At 71.9% G+C, this 16,666-nt stretch carries 14 protein-coding genes; 10 read left to right on the top strand and 4 right to left on the bottom strand.

Features of this window, described 5'->3' with window-relative positions:
• Window positions 1-47 precede the first annotated feature (47 nt).
• Window positions 48-1,679, bottom strand: a complete 1,632-nt coding sequence (gene murJ, locus FHP06_RS13495) for a murein biosynthesis integral membrane protein MurJ (RefSeq protein ID WP_147687327.1) — start codon at window positions 1,677-1,679, stop codon at window positions 48-50.
• Window positions 1,676-3,697 carry a DUF6049 family protein gene (locus FHP06_RS13490; protein WP_147687326.1) on the bottom strand — a complete coding sequence of 674 codons (2,022 nt, stop codon included), beginning with the start codon at window positions 3,695-3,697 and terminating at the stop codon, window positions 1,676-1,678. Before FHP06_RS13490 ends, murJ begins: the two co-directional genes overlap by 4 nt.
• 50 nt (window positions 3,698-3,747) lie before the next feature.
• Between FHP06_RS13490 and FHP06_RS13485 the strand changes: the two genes are divergently transcribed.
• Window positions 3,748-5,196: a CCA tRNA nucleotidyltransferase gene (locus FHP06_RS13485; protein ID WP_147687325.1), complete on the top strand. Its 1,449-nt coding sequence runs from the start codon at window positions 3,748-3,750 to the stop codon at window positions 5,194-5,196.
• Window positions 5,197-5,299: 103 nt separating this feature from the next.
• On the opposite strand, the gene FHP06_RS13480 is transcribed toward FHP06_RS13485, so the two are convergent.
• Window positions 5,300-6,115, bottom strand: coding sequence for an oxygenase MpaB family protein (locus FHP06_RS13480; protein ID WP_222706486.1), 816 nt, complete (start codon window positions 6,113-6,115; stop codon window positions 5,300-5,302).
• A complete protein-coding gene (locus FHP06_RS13475; RefSeq protein WP_147687324.1) occupies window positions 6,112-6,852 on the bottom strand; it encodes a MerR family transcriptional regulator in 741 nt (246 codons plus the stop codon). The genes FHP06_RS13480 and FHP06_RS13475 overlap by 4 nt, the downstream gene beginning before the upstream one ends.
• A 127-nt stretch (window positions 6,853-6,979) precedes the next feature.
• Here FHP06_RS13475 and FHP06_RS13470 point away from each other — a divergent pair, with 127 nt between their 5' ends.
• From FHP06_RS13470 to FHP06_RS13430, 9 genes are read left to right on the top strand one after another with little or no spacing between them, the layout of a single operon-like run.
• Window positions 6,980-7,816 carry an MlaE family ABC transporter permease gene (locus FHP06_RS13470; protein WP_187271934.1) on the top strand — a complete coding sequence of 279 codons (837 nt, stop codon included), beginning with the start codon at window positions 6,980-6,982 and terminating at the stop codon, window positions 7,814-7,816.
• Window positions 7,816-8,643 carry an ABC transporter permease gene (locus FHP06_RS13465; RefSeq protein ID WP_147687323.1) on the top strand — a complete coding sequence of 276 codons (828 nt, stop codon included), beginning with the start codon at window positions 7,816-7,818 and terminating at the stop codon, window positions 8,641-8,643. Before FHP06_RS13470 ends, FHP06_RS13465 begins: the two co-directional genes overlap by 1 nt.
• Window positions 8,640-9,854, top strand: coding sequence for an MCE family protein (locus tag FHP06_RS13460; RefSeq protein ID WP_147687322.1), 1,215 nt, complete (start codon window positions 8,640-8,642; stop codon window positions 9,852-9,854). Before FHP06_RS13465 ends, FHP06_RS13460 begins: the two co-directional genes overlap by 4 nt.
• Complete coding sequence (locus tag FHP06_RS13455; protein ID WP_147687321.1) at window positions 9,851-10,870, top strand: MCE family protein; 1,020 nt, start codon at window positions 9,851-9,853, stop codon at window positions 10,868-10,870. The genes FHP06_RS13460 and FHP06_RS13455 overlap by 4 nt, the downstream gene beginning before the upstream one ends.
• Entirely contained in the window at window positions 10,867-11,826 is a 960-nt protein-coding gene (locus tag FHP06_RS13450) for an MCE family protein (protein WP_147687320.1), read from the top strand. The genes FHP06_RS13455 and FHP06_RS13450 overlap by 4 nt, the downstream gene beginning before the upstream one ends.
• Window positions 11,823-12,923 carry an MCE family protein gene (locus tag FHP06_RS13445; RefSeq protein ID WP_187271933.1) on the top strand — a complete coding sequence of 367 codons (1,101 nt, stop codon included), beginning with the start codon at window positions 11,823-11,825 and terminating at the stop codon, window positions 12,921-12,923. The genes FHP06_RS13450 and FHP06_RS13445 overlap by 4 nt, the downstream gene beginning before the upstream one ends.
• Before the next feature lie 11 nt (window positions 12,924-12,934).
• Entirely contained in the window at window positions 12,935-14,011 is a 1,077-nt protein-coding gene (locus tag FHP06_RS13440; RefSeq protein WP_147687318.1) for an MCE family protein, read from the top strand.
• Window positions 14,008-15,132 (top strand): MCE family protein, encoded by a 1,125-nt coding sequence (locus tag FHP06_RS13435; protein WP_147687317.1) that lies wholly within the window; start codon window positions 14,008-14,010, stop codon window positions 15,130-15,132. Before FHP06_RS13440 ends, FHP06_RS13435 begins: the two co-directional genes overlap by 4 nt.
• 13 nt (window positions 15,133-15,145) lie before the next feature.
• Complete coding sequence (locus FHP06_RS13430; RefSeq protein WP_147687316.1) at window positions 15,146-16,321, top strand: acyl-CoA dehydrogenase family protein; 1,176 nt, start codon at window positions 15,146-15,148, stop codon at window positions 16,319-16,321.
• Window positions 16,322-16,666 lie beyond the last annotated feature (345 nt).

Raw genomic sequence — 16,666 nt, 5'->3', positions numbered from 1 at the left:
GGACGGTGCCGGGTCGCGGCGGGGGTGCCGGGCCGTGGGCGGCTGAATCAGCGCCGCTTGAGACTGCGGACCACGTACGTCAGCTGGTCCATGTGCATGAGCCGGGTGGCACCGAGGTAGGCGGCCACACCGAGAACGCCGGCGAGGACCAGCACGACGAGCGACTCCAGGGCCGACGAGGTGTCCAGGCCGATCCGGTCGAGCAGGGTCACGGCACCGAGCATGACGGCGGCGGCTGCCGCGCACGCGACGGCGAGCTGGGCGGCGAAGCGGGTGGTCTCGGCGTCGATGACCGGGCCGATCGAGCGGGAGAGCAGCGTGGTCGAGACCGTGGCGCCCACGACGTACGCGAGGCCGAACGACAGTGCCAGCATCGCCGCGACGTGTGCCGGCTCGACGGCGTTGGTGAGCAGGACCGCCGCCACGATGTTCACGGCCGCGATGAGCAGCTGCACGAAGAACGGGGTGCGGGTGTCTTCGTCGGCGTAGAAGCCGCGCAGCATCAGGTAGTGGACGGTGAACGCGATCATCGCCGGGGAGAACGCGGCGACGGTGCTGCCGATGACGTCCGCGTTGCCGGAGATGCCGCCGTAGGCGATCGCGTGCGCGGCCGGCTGCCCCAGGCACGCCGCGGCGACGGCGAGCGGCGCGATGATGCTCAGCGCCAGCCGCAGCGTGCGCCCCAGCTCGCGCCGCATCCGGTCGTGCTGCCGGTCGGCGGCCAGCGACGACAGCAGCGGGATGACCGCCGTCGCGAGGGACACCGTGATGACGCCGTGCGGCACCTGGCTGACCAGGAAGCCGATCTCGTACACGGCGGCACCGGCCGCCTGCTCGCCGGTGTCGGCGCCGGCCAGGGTGCCGCGGGTGCCGAGGCGCTGGATGACGATGAACGCCACCTGGTTGGCCAGGATGAACGCCAGTGTCCAGGCGCCCAGCCGCAGCGTGTGCCCGAGCCCGACGCCACGGAAGTCGAACCGGGGCCGGTAGTGGAACCCGGCGAGCCGCAGGTACGGCAGCAGCACGAGCGTCTGGACGACGATGCCCGCGGTGGAGCCCAGGCCGAGCAGCAGTGCCTGGCCGGTGGTGAACCCGTCGGTGCCGGCGGACGCGCCGAACACCGCGAGGTAGATGCCGAGGACGACGCACGCCACGACGTTGTTGGCGATCGGCGCCCACATCATCGGGCCGAAGCGGCCGCGCGCGTTGAGCACCTGACCGACGAGGACGAACGCGCCGTAGAAGAAGACCTGCGGCATGCACAGCGCCATCAGCAGCCGGGCCGAGCGGCGCTGCTCCTCGAAGCCGGCGTCGAAGAGTCGCTGGTCGAAGACGACGTGCACGAGGGCCGGCACGACGAGCACCAGCACGACGGTGGCGGCCAGCAGCACGAGCAGACCGAGTGTGATGACGCGCTGGGCGTAGGCCTCGCCGCCGTCCTCGTCGCGCTTCATGGTGCGGACCAGCTGGGGCACGAGCACGACGTTGAAGACGCCGCCCGCCACGAGGATGTACAGCGCGTTGGGGATGGTGTTGGCGTTGTTGAAGATGTCGGCGTCGAGCGCGGTGCCGATCGTGGCGGCGATGAGCAGCAGCCGGACGAAGCCGGTGACGCGGGAGCCGATGGTGCCCAGCGCCATCCAGGCGCTGCTCCGGGCGATGTCGGGGTTCTCGGTCACGCGGAGCGTCCTCGGAAGCGGCGCACGAGGGCGACGACGACGAACGCGGCGGCCAGGCCGATGGCGATCCACAGCGCGGTGCCGACGTGGCTGGAGCGCACGTTGAAGACGGCGGGGTCGCCGAACGTGGTGCCGTCGGGCGTGGTGAGGTGCGCCGAGAGGGTGGCGGAGGTCTGCCGGCCCATGTCGACGGTGACGGTGACGGTGCGGCGCTCCCCGGCGGCCACCTCGACGCCACGCAGGTCGGGCACGTCGAGGGCCGGGTTGCTGGAGTCGATCGAGACCGCGACGCGCACGGGGTTGTCCGTGCGGTTGCTGATGGTGAGCGGGAAGCTGCCTTCCGAGCTCGACAGGGTGACCGCGTCGGGGCCCTCGACGGTCAGCCGGGTGATCTGCTTGCGGATGGCCGACGCCTGGGCCTCGGCCGCGCGCAGGCCCTCGCCGCGGTGGTCACGCCAGCGGACACCGAGCACGGAGGCGATGCCCCGCGCCGCGGCCGCGTCGACCGCCTCGCTGTCCGGCACCACCGACGCGAGCAGGTTGGCGGTCTGGGCAGCCGTGGCGGCCTCACCGATCTGCACGGGATCGACCGGCCGGACCGTGGCCTTCGCGACGCGGTCGTCGTACTGCGTGAGGCGCCCGGTGATGAGGTCCTCGAGGCTGGCGCCCGACACGAACGGGGCGGTGAACACCGGGTCGAGGACGGTGGGGGCCACCTGTCCCGGGTCCCAGCCGGGGTCGACGATCGTGACCGCGTCCGCCCGCGAGTCCGGGTCGGCGCCGCGCTGCAGCGACGCCAGGCCGGCCTCGCTCAGCACCCGCTGCCGCAGCGTGACGGCGCTGGTCCGGCCAGGCACGCCGGCGTCGAGCGAGTCGTTCACCAGGAGCGGCACCGGACCTCTGGTGGACGTGTACTGGATCAGGGACCCGTCGCGCCGCTCCCAGTCCGGCAGGGCGCCCGGGGTCACGAGCACCGGCTGTTCCCCGGTGCCGCGCACGGCGGCGAGCAGGTCGGCGGAGACGCCCTTGCGGGTGGGCCATGCGACGCGCCGGCCGGTGAGCTGGAACGTGGCCAGCGTGGTGGCGGTGGCACGCTCGACGACGCGGAGCAGGCGCTGCGTCGCCGAGGAGCGAGTCAGTGCCAGCACGTCGGGCCGGTCGAAGCCCAGCACCCAGACCGCGTCGCGACGCGCGAGGGCGACGAGGTCGTCGCGGAACCGGGTGGCCGAGGCGCGGCCCGCGTCGCTGACGGTGAAGTCGTCCGGGAGGTGCCGGCCGTGCGCGAGGTCGTCGACGCCGACGAGCAGCGCCGGGTCGAGGATGACGGTGGTGGCGCGCGCCGGGCCGGCCGAGGCCAGGTCGAGCTGGTTGCGCAGCCGGCCGCCGGTGGAGATCAGGTCAAGCAGGTGGTCGGGTGCGGCGTAGGTGCCGTCGGGCTTGCGCCGGTCGGGCATCAGGAACGGCCACACCAGGCCGGCCGACACCGCCGGGTGCTCGCTGCTGGAGATCAGCGGCAGGAACGTGGTGGCCCGGGCGATGGCGTTGGAGGCGCGGGTGCCGTCGGTGTCCGTGGCAAGGATCTGCACCCCGACGGGATACACGCCCTCCGCCCCGGAGATGCCGAGCGCGCCGTACCGGACGCGGACGCGGAACGACGTGGTGCTGCCGGGCTTCAGGTCGCCCATGTCGTCGATCGTGTCGAGCTCCACGACCCGCTGACCGGTGTAGCCCGCGTCGTCGGCCACGGCGTCGTCGAGCTGCTTCCGCGTGGTGAACGGCGTCGCCGGGATGACGAGGTACGCCTGGGCGTCGGACCACACGTGGTCGTCCTGGTTGGTGACCGTGCCCGTCATCGTGACGGTGGCACCGGCGCTCAGCCGGCTCGGGGTGAGTCCGGTGATGCGGACGTCGAGGTCGGGGTTCTTGTCGGGCGCCGCCGACGCCGGGGCGACGCTCGCGACCGCCGGCAGGAGGAGGCTCACCACGGCCGTCCAGATGACGGCACGACGGGAACCCACCTGCACATCGTAGTGGCGGGTGCTCGCCCCACCCGGCCTCCGTAGACTGCATGGTCGTGTCCACCCCGCCCACCGTCGCGCTGACGCCGGAGCAGCGCGCGCGCCTCGACCGTCTCGTCACGGCCGAGCCGGCGCTCGTCGAGCTGGGCCGGCGCTTCGCCGAGGCAGGGCACGAGCTCGCGCTCGTCGGCGGCCCCGTGCGCGACGCCCTGATGGGACGCCCCGGGCAGGACTGGGACCTCACCACGGACGCGCGTCCCGAGCAGATCGAGGCGCTCGTCTCCGGCTGGGCCGACGCCCTGTGGGACGTCGGCCGCGAGTTCGGCACCATCGCGCTGCGCAAGGGCGACGCCCACGTCGAGATCACCACCTACCGCTCCGACGAGTACGACCACACGTCGCGCAAGCCCCAGGTCCGATTCGGCGACTCGCTCGACGGCGACCTGTCGCGCCGCGACTTCGCCGTGAACGCCATGGCGGTGCGGCTGCCGTCCGGCGAGTTCGTCGACAAGTTCGGCGGGCTCACCGACCTGGAGACCGGCCTCGTGCGCACGCCCGTCGCGGCCGGCATCTCGTTCGGCGACGACCCGTTGCGCATGATGCGGGCCGCGCGATTCGTCGCGCAGCTCGGCTTCGTCGCCGACGAGCAGGTCGTCGTCGCCATGCAAGCGATGGCCGACCGCATCGACATCGTCTCGGCCGAGCGCGTGCGCGACGAGCTGGTCAAGCTGCTGTGCGCCCCCGCCCCCGTCGACGGGCTGAGGCTGCTGGTGGACACCGGCCTCGCCGAGCACGTGCTGCCCGAGCTGCCCGCGCTCATGCTCGAGCGCGACGAGCACCACCGGCACAAGGACGTCTACGAGCACTCGCTGACGGTGCTGCGCCAGGCGATCGCGCTGGAGTCGCGCCTCGAGCAGCAGCCCGACCTCGTGGTGCGGCTCGCCGCGCTGCTGCACGACATCGGCAAGCCGCGGACGCGGAAGTTCCAGGAGGGCGGCACGGTCACCTTCCACCACCACGACGTCGTCGGCGCGAAGATGGCGCGCAAGCGGCTGCGGGCGCTGCGGTTCGACAATGCGACCGTCGACCAGGTCTGCCTGCTCGTGGAGCTGCACCTCCGGTTCCACGGCTACGGATCCGGCGAGTGGACCGACTCGGCGGTGCGGCGCTACGTCCGCGACGCCGGCGACCAGCTCGAGCGGCTGCACATCCTCACCCGCGCCGACTGCACCACCCGCAACCGGCAGAAGGCCGCCCGCCTCCAGCGCACCTACGACGAGCTGGAGGAGCGCATCGCCGTGCTCGCCGAGCAGGAGGAGCTCGACGCCATCCGGCCCGACCTCGACGGCAACCAGATCATGGAGATCCTCGGCGTCGGCCCCGGCCGCGAGGTCGGCGAGGCCTACCGGTTCCTGCTCGAGCTCCGCATGGACGAGGGACCTCAGTCCGAGGAGGCCGCGGCGGAAGCGCTCAAGCAGTGGTGGTCGGAGCGTCAGTGATCTCGATACGCCTGCTCGCAGAGCTCGCAGGCACTCGATCACCGAGGAATCACGCTGGTCGAGTGCCCGGCGAGCGCCAGCGAGTCGGGTGTATCGAGACCAGTCAGACGACGGTCCAGCCGCGGCGGGCGCGGAGGCGGACGTCGCGGAGCAGGACGTTGAACGGCAACTCGCGCACGAACCGGGGGACGACGCGGCTGACGAAGCCGATGGTGCGCATCAGTCGGTCGAAGCGGCGCTGCTGGCGGTCCGTCCACGTGTAGTGCATCTCGTCGCGGAACCGCTGCGGCAGGAAGCCCGTGGTGACGAACTGGTTGAAGCCGCCGATGATCCACGGGATGGGACGCGGCAGGAACTTCGCCCGCGTGATCGCGTGCAGGTACGCGCGCACCGTGTCGTCGATGTGGACCTGGTCCATCATGTCGTCCCAGTACTTCTGGAAGTCCTCGCGCGTGGCCGGCCACATCTCGGGGCGGACCTGGAGCGTGGTGCCCAGCGGCGCCGACGCCTGGTAGACGCGCTCGGCCTCGGCCGGGTCGAGCTCGCCGATCAGTGCGGCGTAGGTGTCCTCGAACCCGCGGTAGAGGCAGGCGGCGACCCAGAGCTGCAGACCGGGATCCATCGCGTGGTACTTCACCGGGCTCTCGTCGGTGGAGAAGACCTGGGCGTGCGCCTTGTTGACCGCGCGGCGGTACATGGCGCGGTCGTCGTCGTCGCCCAGGACCGCGACCGCGAGATAGGTGAGCGTCGTGCGGGTGCGCTTGTACGGGTGGTCGAAGATCCGCCCGCTCTCCACCCGGCTCTCCACGACGCCGTGGCCGACGCCCGGGACGCCGAGCTGCATGATCACGTTCGCCGCGCCGGCGAGCAGGCCGGCGCCGTTGACGGTGTCGACGAGGGTGGACGCGCTGCGGGTCACGGTGCCTCCTGCTGCGAGCGGTCGAACGTGCGGGTGATGAGGTCGTGGGTGGCGCGCTGGAAGCCGGTGACGACGGCCTGCACGCTGAGCGCCTGGAGCCGCTTGATCGTCTGCTCGACGTCGGGTCCGCCGGACGCCCGGTTCGGCAGCATGACGCCGCGCCGCATGATGTCGCTGAGGTCGTCGGCGAGCGCCGTCATGTGCTTCTCGATGGTGGTGGCCGCCTCCACGACGACGTCGACGCCGAGGGTGAGGTCGAACAGCTCGACGCCCACCTCGAAGCCGGGCAGCGGCTCGAACTCGTCCCCGTTCGACCCGGCACCGTGGCGGACGAGCACGCCGCTGCGGACGAGGACGTCGAGCTGCTCGTCGTCGAGCGCCCGGCCGGCGTGGGCCTCGAGGCCGGCGCGGTCGAGCCGAGTGTGCTCGGCCGGGGCCCAGGCCTGGAGCACCGCTTGCTGCATGGCGAGGTGACCGGGCGTCGTCGACTCCGGGATGCGGCGCACGTAGGACTCGATGGCCGCGAGGGTGAAGCCGTTCGACTGCAGGGTGCGGATCAGCGACAGCCGGGCCAGGTGGCCCTCGTCGTAGTAGGCGAGGCGGCCACGACGCGTCGGCGGCGGCAGCAGGCCGAGGGACGCGTAGTACCGCGTGGTGCGGACCGAGAGGCCCGCCTCCGCGGACAGCTCGTCGACGGTCATCAGCTCGTCGGCTGCGGGCTCCGTGACGATGGACATGACTGGCACAGTACAACTGTCATCGTCGCTCAGGCAACCGAGGGCGGGCGGAATCCCGCCTCCGTAACCTTGACGCCCGGCAGCCGTTCACTGTTACAGTCCGACTGTCATTCGAGAGGGGATGGATGTGTCCGAGTCCGTCCGGCTGACGGGGGGCGGCCCAGGCACCGTCAGCGCCGCCGATCGGCTGCGCACACTGCGTCCCGTCGAGGACGTGCTCGGACTGACCGACCTGGCGGTTCGGATGGCCATCCGGCTGCCTCGCTCGATCCTGCGCCGGACGTTCCCGGCCGAGGAGTACGTGCGCCAGACCTGGTTCATGATCACGGTCTGCACGCTGCCGGCCCTCGCCGTCTCCATCCCGTTCGGCGTGATCCTGGCGCTGCAGGTCAGTGTGCTCGCTCAGGAGGTCGGGGCCACCGGCTTCACCGGCGCCGGCAACACCTTAGCCGTCGTGCGGCAGGCGGCCCCGCTCATCACCGCCCTGATGCTGGCGGGCGTCGCCGGCTCGGCCATCTGTGCCGAGCTCGGCTCGCGCCGCATCCGTGAAGAGCTCGACGCCCTGGAGGTCATGGGCGTCGACGTCACCGAGCGCGTCGTCATCCCGCGCGTGCTCGCCGCCACCACCGTCGCGCTGCTCCTCAACGGTGTGGTGATGTTCTTCGCCATCATCACGACGCTCGTGGTGAGCACCGTCGTGCAGGACCTCTCGGCCGGCGGCTATCTCGCGTCCGTCGCCCTGCTCGCCCAGCCGTCCGACCTCGTGCTGTCGTTGGTGAAGGCCGGGGTCTTCGGGGTGATCTGTGCGTCCGTCGCGGCGTACCGCGGGCTGCACGTGGAGGCCGGTCCGGCCGGGGTGAGCGACGCGGTGACGTCCGCGGTCGTCCTCAACTTCGTCGCGCTGTTCGCGGCCAACTTCGTGATCTCGCAGGTCTACACCGTGCTCGTCGGGGGGCCGATCTGATGGCGATCACCACGACGCCGGCACCCAAGGTGATGCGCCCGCTCGTGTCCCTCGGCGACCAGCTGCTGTTCTTCGCGCGAGCCATCGGCCAGGTGCCGCTCGCGATCCGGTACCACCGGGTGCAGGTCGGGCGGCTGCTGGCGGAGGTGAGCCTCGGCGGCGGTGCGCTCGTCGTCGGCGGAGGCGCGATCGGCGTCGTGCTGCTGATGTCGACGCTGACCGGCACCGAGGTCGGGCTCGAGGGCCACCAGGGACTCGACATCATCGGCCTCGCCCCGCTGGTCGGCTTCATCTCCGGCTACGCCAACACCCGGGAGCTCGCGCCCATCGTCGTCGCGCTCGCGTTCGCCGCCCGCATCGGCTGCGGGTACACGTCGCGGCTCGGCGCCATGCGCATCAACGAGGAGATCGACGCGCTCGAGGCGATGTCGATCCGGCCCGTGGCGTACCTCGTGTCCACCCGGCTGATGGCCGCGCTGGCCATGGTCGTCCCGCTGTACCTGCTCGGCCTCGTCGGCACGTACGTGACCACGGACTGGGTGGTGACCCACTTCTTCCACCAGTCCGCCGGCACGTACGACCACTACTTCACGACGTTCGTCAGCCTGCGCGACGTGGTGTGCTCCGCGATCAAGGTCACCGTGCTCACCACGATGGTCACCCTCGTGCACTGCTACCACGGCTTCCACGCGAGCGGCGGACCCGAGGGCGTCGGCCGCGCGACCGGCCGGGCCATCCGCACGAGCATCATCGCCATCACCGTCGTCGACATCGTGCTGACGCTGCTGCTCTGGGGTCCCGGCCAGAAGGTGACGATCTCCGGATGAGTCAGGACGCGCTCCGCAAGGTGGCCGTGGCCGTGGTCGGGCTGCTGGTCTTCGGCGGTGCCGCCGCGTACCTGGGGCTGTCGTACCTCGGCGTCGTCAGCCGCGACGTCCGGGTCGAGGCGACGCTGCCCGACCTCGGCGACGCGCTCGGGCCCGGCGCCAAGGTCAGGTACCACGGCATCATCGTCGGTCGCGTCGTGTCGGTCGACCGTGGCGGCGACGGCTACCGCGCCGAGCTCCTGGTCCAGAAGCAGCACGCCGAGACCATTCCGGCCGGCGCCACCGCCCGCGTGCTGCCGAGCACGCTGTTCGGCTCGGAGTACGTCGAGCTGCTGGGCCGGGGAGTGAGCGCCGGCCGGCACCTGGAGTCCGGCGACGTCGTGAAGGCGGACACCACGGCCGCGTCGGTGCGGCTGATGGAGTCGTACGACACCGCGGACCGGCTCATCCGTTCGCTCGACGTCGAGCAGCTGACCACCGCCACCAGCCGGGTCGCCGCAGCCATCGACGGGCACGGCGAGGACGTCGGGCGGTTCGTCGAGCGGGCGAACGAGGTCCTGGCGGCGATGCAGGACGACGAGGACCTGTTCTTCGGCACGCTGCGTGGCGCCACGCGGGCGATGGCCGTCATCGACAGCATCGAGCCGGACGCGGTCTCGGGAGCGAGGCACACAGCCACCACCGCCGACACCCTCGTCGCGAAGAAGGCGACGATCGACCGACTCCTGGCCGGCAGCGCGGCGGTGGCCGACCGCGCCGGCCGGCTGCTGCACCAGCACGCCGACACCGGCGTCGCGCTCGCGACCACGTCGGCGGGACCGATGCGGACGTTCGCCGCCCACCACGCCGACCTGCGCGTGATTCTCCAGCGCGTGCCGAACGTCCTGCACAACGGCGCGACGAGCATCAGCGACTCCGCGATCGTGCTCGAGGGCCAGATCGGGCTCGACCCGATGAACCCGTACACGTCGGCCGACTGCCCGCGCTACGGCGCGCTGAAGGGCGACAACTGCGACGACGCGCCCGCCGCCACCGGGTCCGACGTCGACACGGTCGGCACGATCGAGAGCCTGCTCGGGAAGCTCGCGCCGACGGAGAAGAAGGCCGCGGCGGCGCAGCCGAAGAACGCCCCCGCGCCGTCGCCGTCCGCCGACGCTCCGCAGCCGCGCGGCCTGGACCGCCTCCTCCGCCTGATCGGACTCGGGCGATGAGGATCATCAGGAGGCATCCGCTCGAGGTGATCGGCGTCGTCGCGTTCACGGTCCTCTCGCTGTTCCTCACGTCACTGATCGCGAACACGTTGCGCCAGACCGGCGGCGGCGACCGCTCGACGTTCGTCGCGGACTTCATCGACGCCTCCGGCCTGCAGGTCGGAGACGAGGTCCGGATGGCCGGAGTCCGCGTCGGGCGCGTCGACGGACGGACGCTCGACGGGGACCACGCCCGGATCACGTTCTCGGTGGCGTCCGACCAGCCGATGCGTACCGACACCCGCGCGCGGATCTCCTACCTGAACCTGCTCGGTCAGCGGTACATCGCGCTCGAGCCCGGGGCGAAGCCCGGCCGCGCCATGAAGGAGGGCGACGTCATCGGCGTCGACCGCACCGCCCCCGCGCTCGACCTCACCGAGCTGTTCAACGCGTTCAAGCCGCTCTTCGACGCGCTCGACCCCGACGACGTCAACGTGCTCGCCCGCGAGATCGTCGACGCGATGCAGGGCCAGGGCCCGGTCGTCGCGCACCTCACCGCGCAGACCGCGGACCTCACCGCGCACCTCGCGGACCGCGACGAGATCGTCACCCGCGTCATCGACAACGTCTCCGTGGTCATGCAGTCGATGTCCGACCACCGCGACGAGATCAGCGGCGTCATCAGCGGGCTGCACGACCTGGTCGGCGGGCTCGCCGACGACCGCAAGGACGTCGACGCGGCCATCACCAGCATGGACCGGCTCACCACCGGCGTCCGCGGCCTGCTCGACGAGACGGCCGACCCGCTGACGTCGTCGGTGCGGTCGATGCAGTCGGTGGGCACGGAGATGGTGGACCAGCTCGACGAGTTCCGCGGCGCCACCCAGAAGCTGCCCACGATGCTCGACGCTTACGCGCGGTCGATGAGCTACGGCAGCTGGCTGAGCATCTACCTCTGCCACGTCAGCATCGCCCTGCCCGGCCTGCCGATCTACACGGACAAGACCGGGAAGCTCGCCTCGGGGGTCTGCCGATGACGAGCAACGCCTTGCTGAAGATCGCGGCGGCCGTGGCGGTGCTCGCGCTCATCGTCGTGGGCCTCGCCACCACCGTGCTGAGCGGCGGCACCGAGCACCAGGCCCGGTTCGTGCACGCCTCCGGGCTCCGGGCGGGCGACGCCGTCCGCGTCGCCGGCATCCCGAGCGGACACGTCACGTCCATCCGGCTGGACGGCGCGGACGCGGTCGTGTCCTTCGAGCTCGACGGCGGCGTCGAGCTGCACGTCGACTCCACCGCCGCGGTGAAGATGGCGACCCTGCTCGGGCAGAACTACCTGGAGGTCGTGCCCGGTCACGGGCCCGTCACCGACCAGCCCATCCCGACCAGCCGGACCACGCCCGCGTACACCGTCTCCGACGTCGTCACCCAGACCAACGAGACCGTCGGCTCGCTCGACCTCGACGCCATCGACCAGGCCGTCGGCGCGATGGCCACCACGCTCGACCAGGACCCGAAGCAGACCGACGCCGCGCTGCGCGGCGCCACCCGGCTGGCCCGGACGATCGGGCAGAAGGACGAGCAGGTCGACCGACTGCTCACCCACGTGCACGACGTCACCGCGATGGTGCGCGCCCAGCAGGACGACCTCGACGAGCTGCTCGGCGACGCGGACACCGTCGCATCGCTCGTCGCTCGCCGGCGCGACACCGTGAAGCGGTTGCTCACCACGGCCGAGGACGTCACCGCCGGACTGGAGCGGCTCGCGGCCGCCAACACCGAGGGCGTCTCCGAGGTGCTCGACCAGTTCCACGCCGTGCTCGGCGTCCTGCGGGCGAACGCCGACCAGCTCGACCGCTCGCTCGAGCGGCTCGCTCCGATGGCCCGCTACTTCGCGAACGCCACCGGCAACGGCCCGTGGATCGACGTCTACGCGCCCTTCTTCCTCCTGCCCGACAAGGCCGTCTGCGCCCTCGACCCGAAGAGCTGCCAGTGAGGCCCGGGCTGGTCCGCGGACTCCTCCCGCTCACCGTGCTGGTGGGTGCGGCGCTGGTCGTCGGCGCCCTGGTGTTCGGGTCGCGGTCGCCCGACGGCACCGACCTCACCGTGCAGCTCACGGACACGACGGGTCTCTACGTCGGCAACGACGTGCAGGTGGTCGGCGTGCCGGTCGGGACGGTGAAGGCCATCGAGCCGCACGGCACCCGCGTCGACGTGAAGGTCCGCATCGACGCCGACGTGCCGGTGGCGGCGGACACCGGCGCCGTGGTCATGCAGTCCTCGCTGGTGACCGACCGGTTCATCGAGCTCACCGAGCCGTGGACCGAGGGCGCGCAGCTGCACGACGGTGCCGTCATCCCGCTGGCCCGCACGAGGAGCCCGGCGAACGTCGACGACGTGCTGGCCGCCGTGCACGACCTGGTCGTCGCGCTCAAGGACACCACCGGCGCCGGCAAGGACGTCGGCGACCTGGTGGCCGTGAGCGCGAAGGCCCTGGACGGCACCGGACGGCAGATCGCGGATGCCCTTGACGCCACGTCCGACGCGCTCGGCACCGTCGACGGGCGGGAGCAGGACCTCGCCGACGTCGTCCGAGACCTCGACTCGCTCACCACGATGCTGGCGAAGCGGGACTCGACGGTCCGCAGCCTCAGCGACTCGGTGGCCGCGTCCAGCACGCTGCTCGCCGAGCAGCGGAAGGACCTGACGGCCACGCTCGAGTCGTTGCGGAGGCTCAGCGCGACGACGTCGGCCTTCATCCGCGAGAACCGGTCGCGGGTGAGTGCGGACCTGGACCAGGCGGCTGCCGTGCTCGCGCAGGCGACGAGGCGGAAGGGATCGATCGCGGAGGTCTTCGACGTGCTGCCGACCGTCGCCGAGAACATCACCCGCGCGTACGACCCGAAGACCCGCAGCACCCGCGTCCGCGTCGACGTCCGCAACACCGGTCCGGTCTCCCGCGTCGGCCGCTCCGAGCTGTGCCGCGTGCTGCGGGTGATCCCGGACTGCGACGCGGTCACCAACAAGAACGGCACCGGAGCGCTCGACCCGCTGTTCCAGTGGATGACGGATCTGTTCCCGGAGGACCTGTGAAGCGCGCGTGCATGGTGGTCGTCGCACTCCTCCTCGCGGGGTGCGGCAAGAGCCTGTCCGACGTCCCGCTGCCGAGCGAGGTCTCCGGGCCCACCTACGAGCTGGACGCCGTCTTCGACAGTGCCCTCAACCTCCCGCGCCAGGCGCCGGTGAAGGTGGACGGGCGCACGGTCGGGCAGGTCGAGTCCGTGAAGGCCGTGGACTACACCGCTCACGTCCGGATGACCGTCTCGAAGGACACCCGGCTGCCCGTCGGCACGCGCGCCGAGGTGCGACTGAGCGCGCCGGTGGGTGAGGCGTTCGTCGCGCTGACGCCACCGGCCAAGGCTTCGGCTCCAGTGCTGAAGGACGGCGACGTCATCCAGCGCGACGACACCGGCACCGCGCCGGACACCACCGACCTGCTGACCGGACTCTCGACCGCCGTGACCGGCGGCAGCTACGCCGACCTCAAGGTCGTCGTCGAGGAGCTGGTGAAGGCGTTCGACGGGCGCGGCAAGGACGTCCGCACGTTGGTGAAGCGCCTGGACCGGTTCGTCACCACGGTGAACGACCGGCGCGACGAGATCGACGCCGCGCTCGACGGACTCGACCGGCTCTCGGCGCACCTCGCCGCCGACACCGACTCGCTCGCCGCATCCACGGCGTCCATCGCCCCGGCGGTGCGTCAGCTCGCTGCGCGGCAGGACGACGCGATGCGCATGGTCACGTCCCTCACCAAGCTGGGCGACGCCGGCTCCGACGTCATCGAGCGCACGCGCAGCACCATCGGGCAGCAGGTGCGCGACCTCGACGCCGTGCTGAAGGAGATCGTCGCCGCGCAGGAGAGCATCGGCCCGATCCTCACCGGCGTGCAGGCGTTCGCCGACGGGCTCGACCGCGCGACGCCGGGCGACTACGCGATGTTCGACCTGACGATCCTCGCGAACCCGTACCTGGGTGGCGACCTGCCGCTGACCAACCTGGTCAAGGGAGCCGGCCCGGACCCGGGACCGCCGCCGCTGAAGCAGCTCGCCGAGGACCTGACGAGCCCGGCCGGACCGCTGTCGTCACTGCTCGGGATCCTCGGGAAGGGAGCGCAGCGATGACCGACTGGGCGGAGCTCCCGGAGACCACGGCGAGGGTGCGGAGGTCGCGACGTCGCGTCCGGCTCGCCGAGATCCTGGTGCTGGCGATCACGATCGCCGGCGTCGTCTACCTGGGCGACTCGGTCATCCGCGGCGGGCTGTTCTCCTCGTCGCGCACGGTGACGGTCGAGCTGCCGTCGGGCGGCGGCCTCTACCCGGGCTCGACGGCCACGTACCGCGGGAACCGCGTCGGCCTCGTGAAGCACGTCGACCTCGAGGGCGACCACGTCCGCGCGACGGTCCGGCTCGACGGCGACGCGAAGGTGCCGGTCGACACCGAGGCCGTCGTCGCGAACCTCTCGGCGATCGGCGAGCAGCACCTCGACTTCCGGCCGCGGGTCGACCACGGCCCCTACCTCGACGACGGCGACGTGGTGCACCTCGCCGACACCCGGGTGCCGCTGCGGTTCGACACGCTGCTCGCCGACGTCGTCGACGTGGCACGGCGGATCGAGCCGCGCGACGTGCGCACCATCACCCGCGAGCTCGGTGAGGCCACCGACACCTCCACGGACCTGAAGACCATCGGCCACCGCGCGAACACGACCCTCGCGCTGCTCGCCCGGCTCCAGCCCACGCTGCACCACCTGATGGAGCAGGCGCAGGCGCCGCTGCGCACGGTGGACGCGAAGGCGGACGAGCTGCGTACGTTCGCGTCGAGCGTCGACGACCTCAGCGCCGAGCTGGAGCGGTCCGACGGCACGATCCGCGGTCTCGTCGACGAGGCCGTGAAGGCGGCCCCGCTCGTGGACCGGCTGCTGGCGGACATCACCCCGACGCTCGGGCCGCTCCTGGACCGCAGCCTGACGATGGCGACGCTCGCGAACGACCGGCTGCCCGGACTCGACCACTGGCTCGAGTGGGGACCGGCCCAGATGTTCGGCATGGCCGACAGCACGCGCGGCCGCAAGGGACACGTCCTCCTCGTGCCGAACCCGAGCAAGACGTGCGACTACGGCACCCCGAACCGCAGCCCGCTCGACCCCACCCGCACCCCCGCACGCACTGACGCGCACTGCACCGTCGAGGACCCCCTCGTGCAGCAGCGCGGGGCCCAGCACGTTCCCGGGCCCACCCGCTGACGAGAGGACGACCATGGACTTCACGCTGCCCGACACCGCCGCAGCGGTGAGAGACGGCGTCACCCGCGCCGTCAGCGGCTTCGACCATGCGTACTGGTCGCGCTGCGACGAGGAGCACCGCTTCCCGGAGGAGGCCTGGGCCGCGCTGGCCGAGGGCGGCTGGCTCGGCATCGGCGTGCCGGAGGAGTACGGCGGCGGCGGCCAGGGTCTGCTCGAGGTGGCGATCGCGAACGAGGCGCTGGCTGCGAGCGGCGGCACCCAGGGCACGTTCCTCTACATCCTCACGCCCGGCTTCGGCGCCATGACGATCACGCGCCACGGCACGCCGGAGCAGAAGAAGGAGCTGCTGCCCGGGCTGGCGGCCGGCGAGACGCAGTTCTGCATGGCGCTGACCGAGCCCGACGCCGGCAGCAACGCACTGGAGATCTCCACGCAGGCGCGTCGCGACGGCGACGACTTCCTGATCTCGGGCCAGAAGATCTGGATCTCCGGCGTGGACCGCGCGGACTGGATGCTGGCCATCACTCGGCAGCCGCCCGCCGACGGGGCACCGCGGACCTCGGGCTTCACGCTGCTGCTCGTCGACGTGAAGGAGGCGCTCGCCGCGGGCACGCTGACCTTCCAGCCGATCCCCAAGCTCGGTGGCAACATCGTCACGTCGAGCCAGGTGTTCTTCGACGACGTCCGCGTGCCCGCCGACCGGGTCGTCGGTGAGGTGGGCGAGGGCTTCGGCGTGCTGTGGGACGTGCTCAACCCCGAGCGGATCCTGGCCGCCGCCGGTGGCGTCGGCTCCTCGGACGCGGCCCTCGACCTCGCCTGCGACTACGCCCGGCAGCGCGAGGTGTTCGGCCGGCCGATCGGCGCGAACCAGGCCATCCAGTTCCCGCTCGCGCAGATCAAGGCGAAGACCGAGCTGGCCCGGCTGATGACGTACAAGGCGGCCTGGCTGTTCGACCAGGGCCAGCCGTGCGGCAACGAGGCGAACGTCGCCAAGCTGACCGCCGCCCAGGTCGCGTGGGAGTCGGCGAACCAGGCCTTCCAGACGTTCGGCGGCATGGCCTACTCCAAGGAGTTCCCCGTCGAGCGCCTCTTCCGCGACGCCCGCATCGGCAAGAACATCCCCGTGGCCGAGGAGCTCGTCCTCGCCCACATCGGCACCCAGATGCTCCGCCTCCCCCGCTCCTACTGAGGCATTCGGTCGCTAGCGGCGGAGCCGCGGGAGGGAGCGCCAGCGACCGAAGCGACAGACGGCAGTGTCCATGCGGAGTCGTGATGGTGGCGGCTGGCGTCGCTTCGGTCGCAGAGCTCCCTCCCGGGCCTCCGGCCCTAGCGACCGTGGGGTCGGGTCACGCTCGAGCCGCCCGGGGGTGTTCGTGGTCGCGACCGCGGGTCGGGTCACGCTCGAGTCGCCCGGGGGTGTTCGTGGTCGCTAGCGGCGGAGCCGCGGGAGGGAGCGCCAGCGACCGAAGCGACAGACGGCAGTGTCCATGCGGAGTCGTGATCGTGGCGGCTGGCGTCGCTTCGGTCGCAGAGC

Origin of the sequence: Aeromicrobium terrae (assembly GCF_008039565.1) — a bacterium.
GTDB lineage: Bacteria > Actinomycetota > Actinomycetes > Propionibacteriales > Nocardioidaceae > Aeromicrobium > Aeromicrobium terrae.
The sequence above is the reverse complement of the archived record's forward strand: the minus strand, read 5'-3'. Positions and strand labels throughout refer to the sequence as shown.

What these genes read in the sequence shown, in the direction of transcription:
- FHP06_RS13485 (WP_147687325.1), top strand. Translation starts at nt 3,748, where the DNA reads ATGGTCGTGTCCACCCCGCCCACCGTCGCGCTGACGCCGGAGCAGCGC.
- FHP06_RS13475 (WP_147687324.1), bottom strand. Translation starts at nt 6,852, where the DNA reads ATGTCCATCGTCACGGAGCCCGCAGCCGACGAGCTGATGACCGTCGAC.
- FHP06_RS13465 (WP_147687323.1), top strand. Translation starts at nt 7,816, where the DNA reads ATGGCGATCACCACGACGCCGGCACCCAAGGTGATGCGCCCGCTCGTG.
- FHP06_RS13460 (WP_147687322.1), top strand. Translation starts at nt 8,640, where the DNA reads ATGAGTCAGGACGCGCTCCGCAAGGTGGCCGTGGCCGTGGTCGGGCTG.
- FHP06_RS13455 (WP_147687321.1), top strand. Translation starts at nt 9,851, where the DNA reads ATGAGGATCATCAGGAGGCATCCGCTCGAGGTGATCGGCGTCGTCGCG.
- FHP06_RS13450 (WP_147687320.1), top strand. Translation starts at nt 10,867, where the DNA reads ATGACGAGCAACGCCTTGCTGAAGATCGCGGCGGCCGTGGCGGTGCTC.
- FHP06_RS13440 (WP_147687318.1), top strand. Translation starts at nt 12,935, where the DNA reads ATGGTGGTCGTCGCACTCCTCCTCGCGGGGTGCGGCAAGAGCCTGTCC.
- FHP06_RS13435 (WP_147687317.1), top strand. Translation starts at nt 14,008, where the DNA reads ATGACCGACTGGGCGGAGCTCCCGGAGACCACGGCGAGGGTGCGGAGG.
- FHP06_RS13430 (WP_147687316.1), top strand. Translation starts at nt 15,146, where the DNA reads ATGGACTTCACGCTGCCCGACACCGCCGCAGCGGTGAGAGACGGCGTC.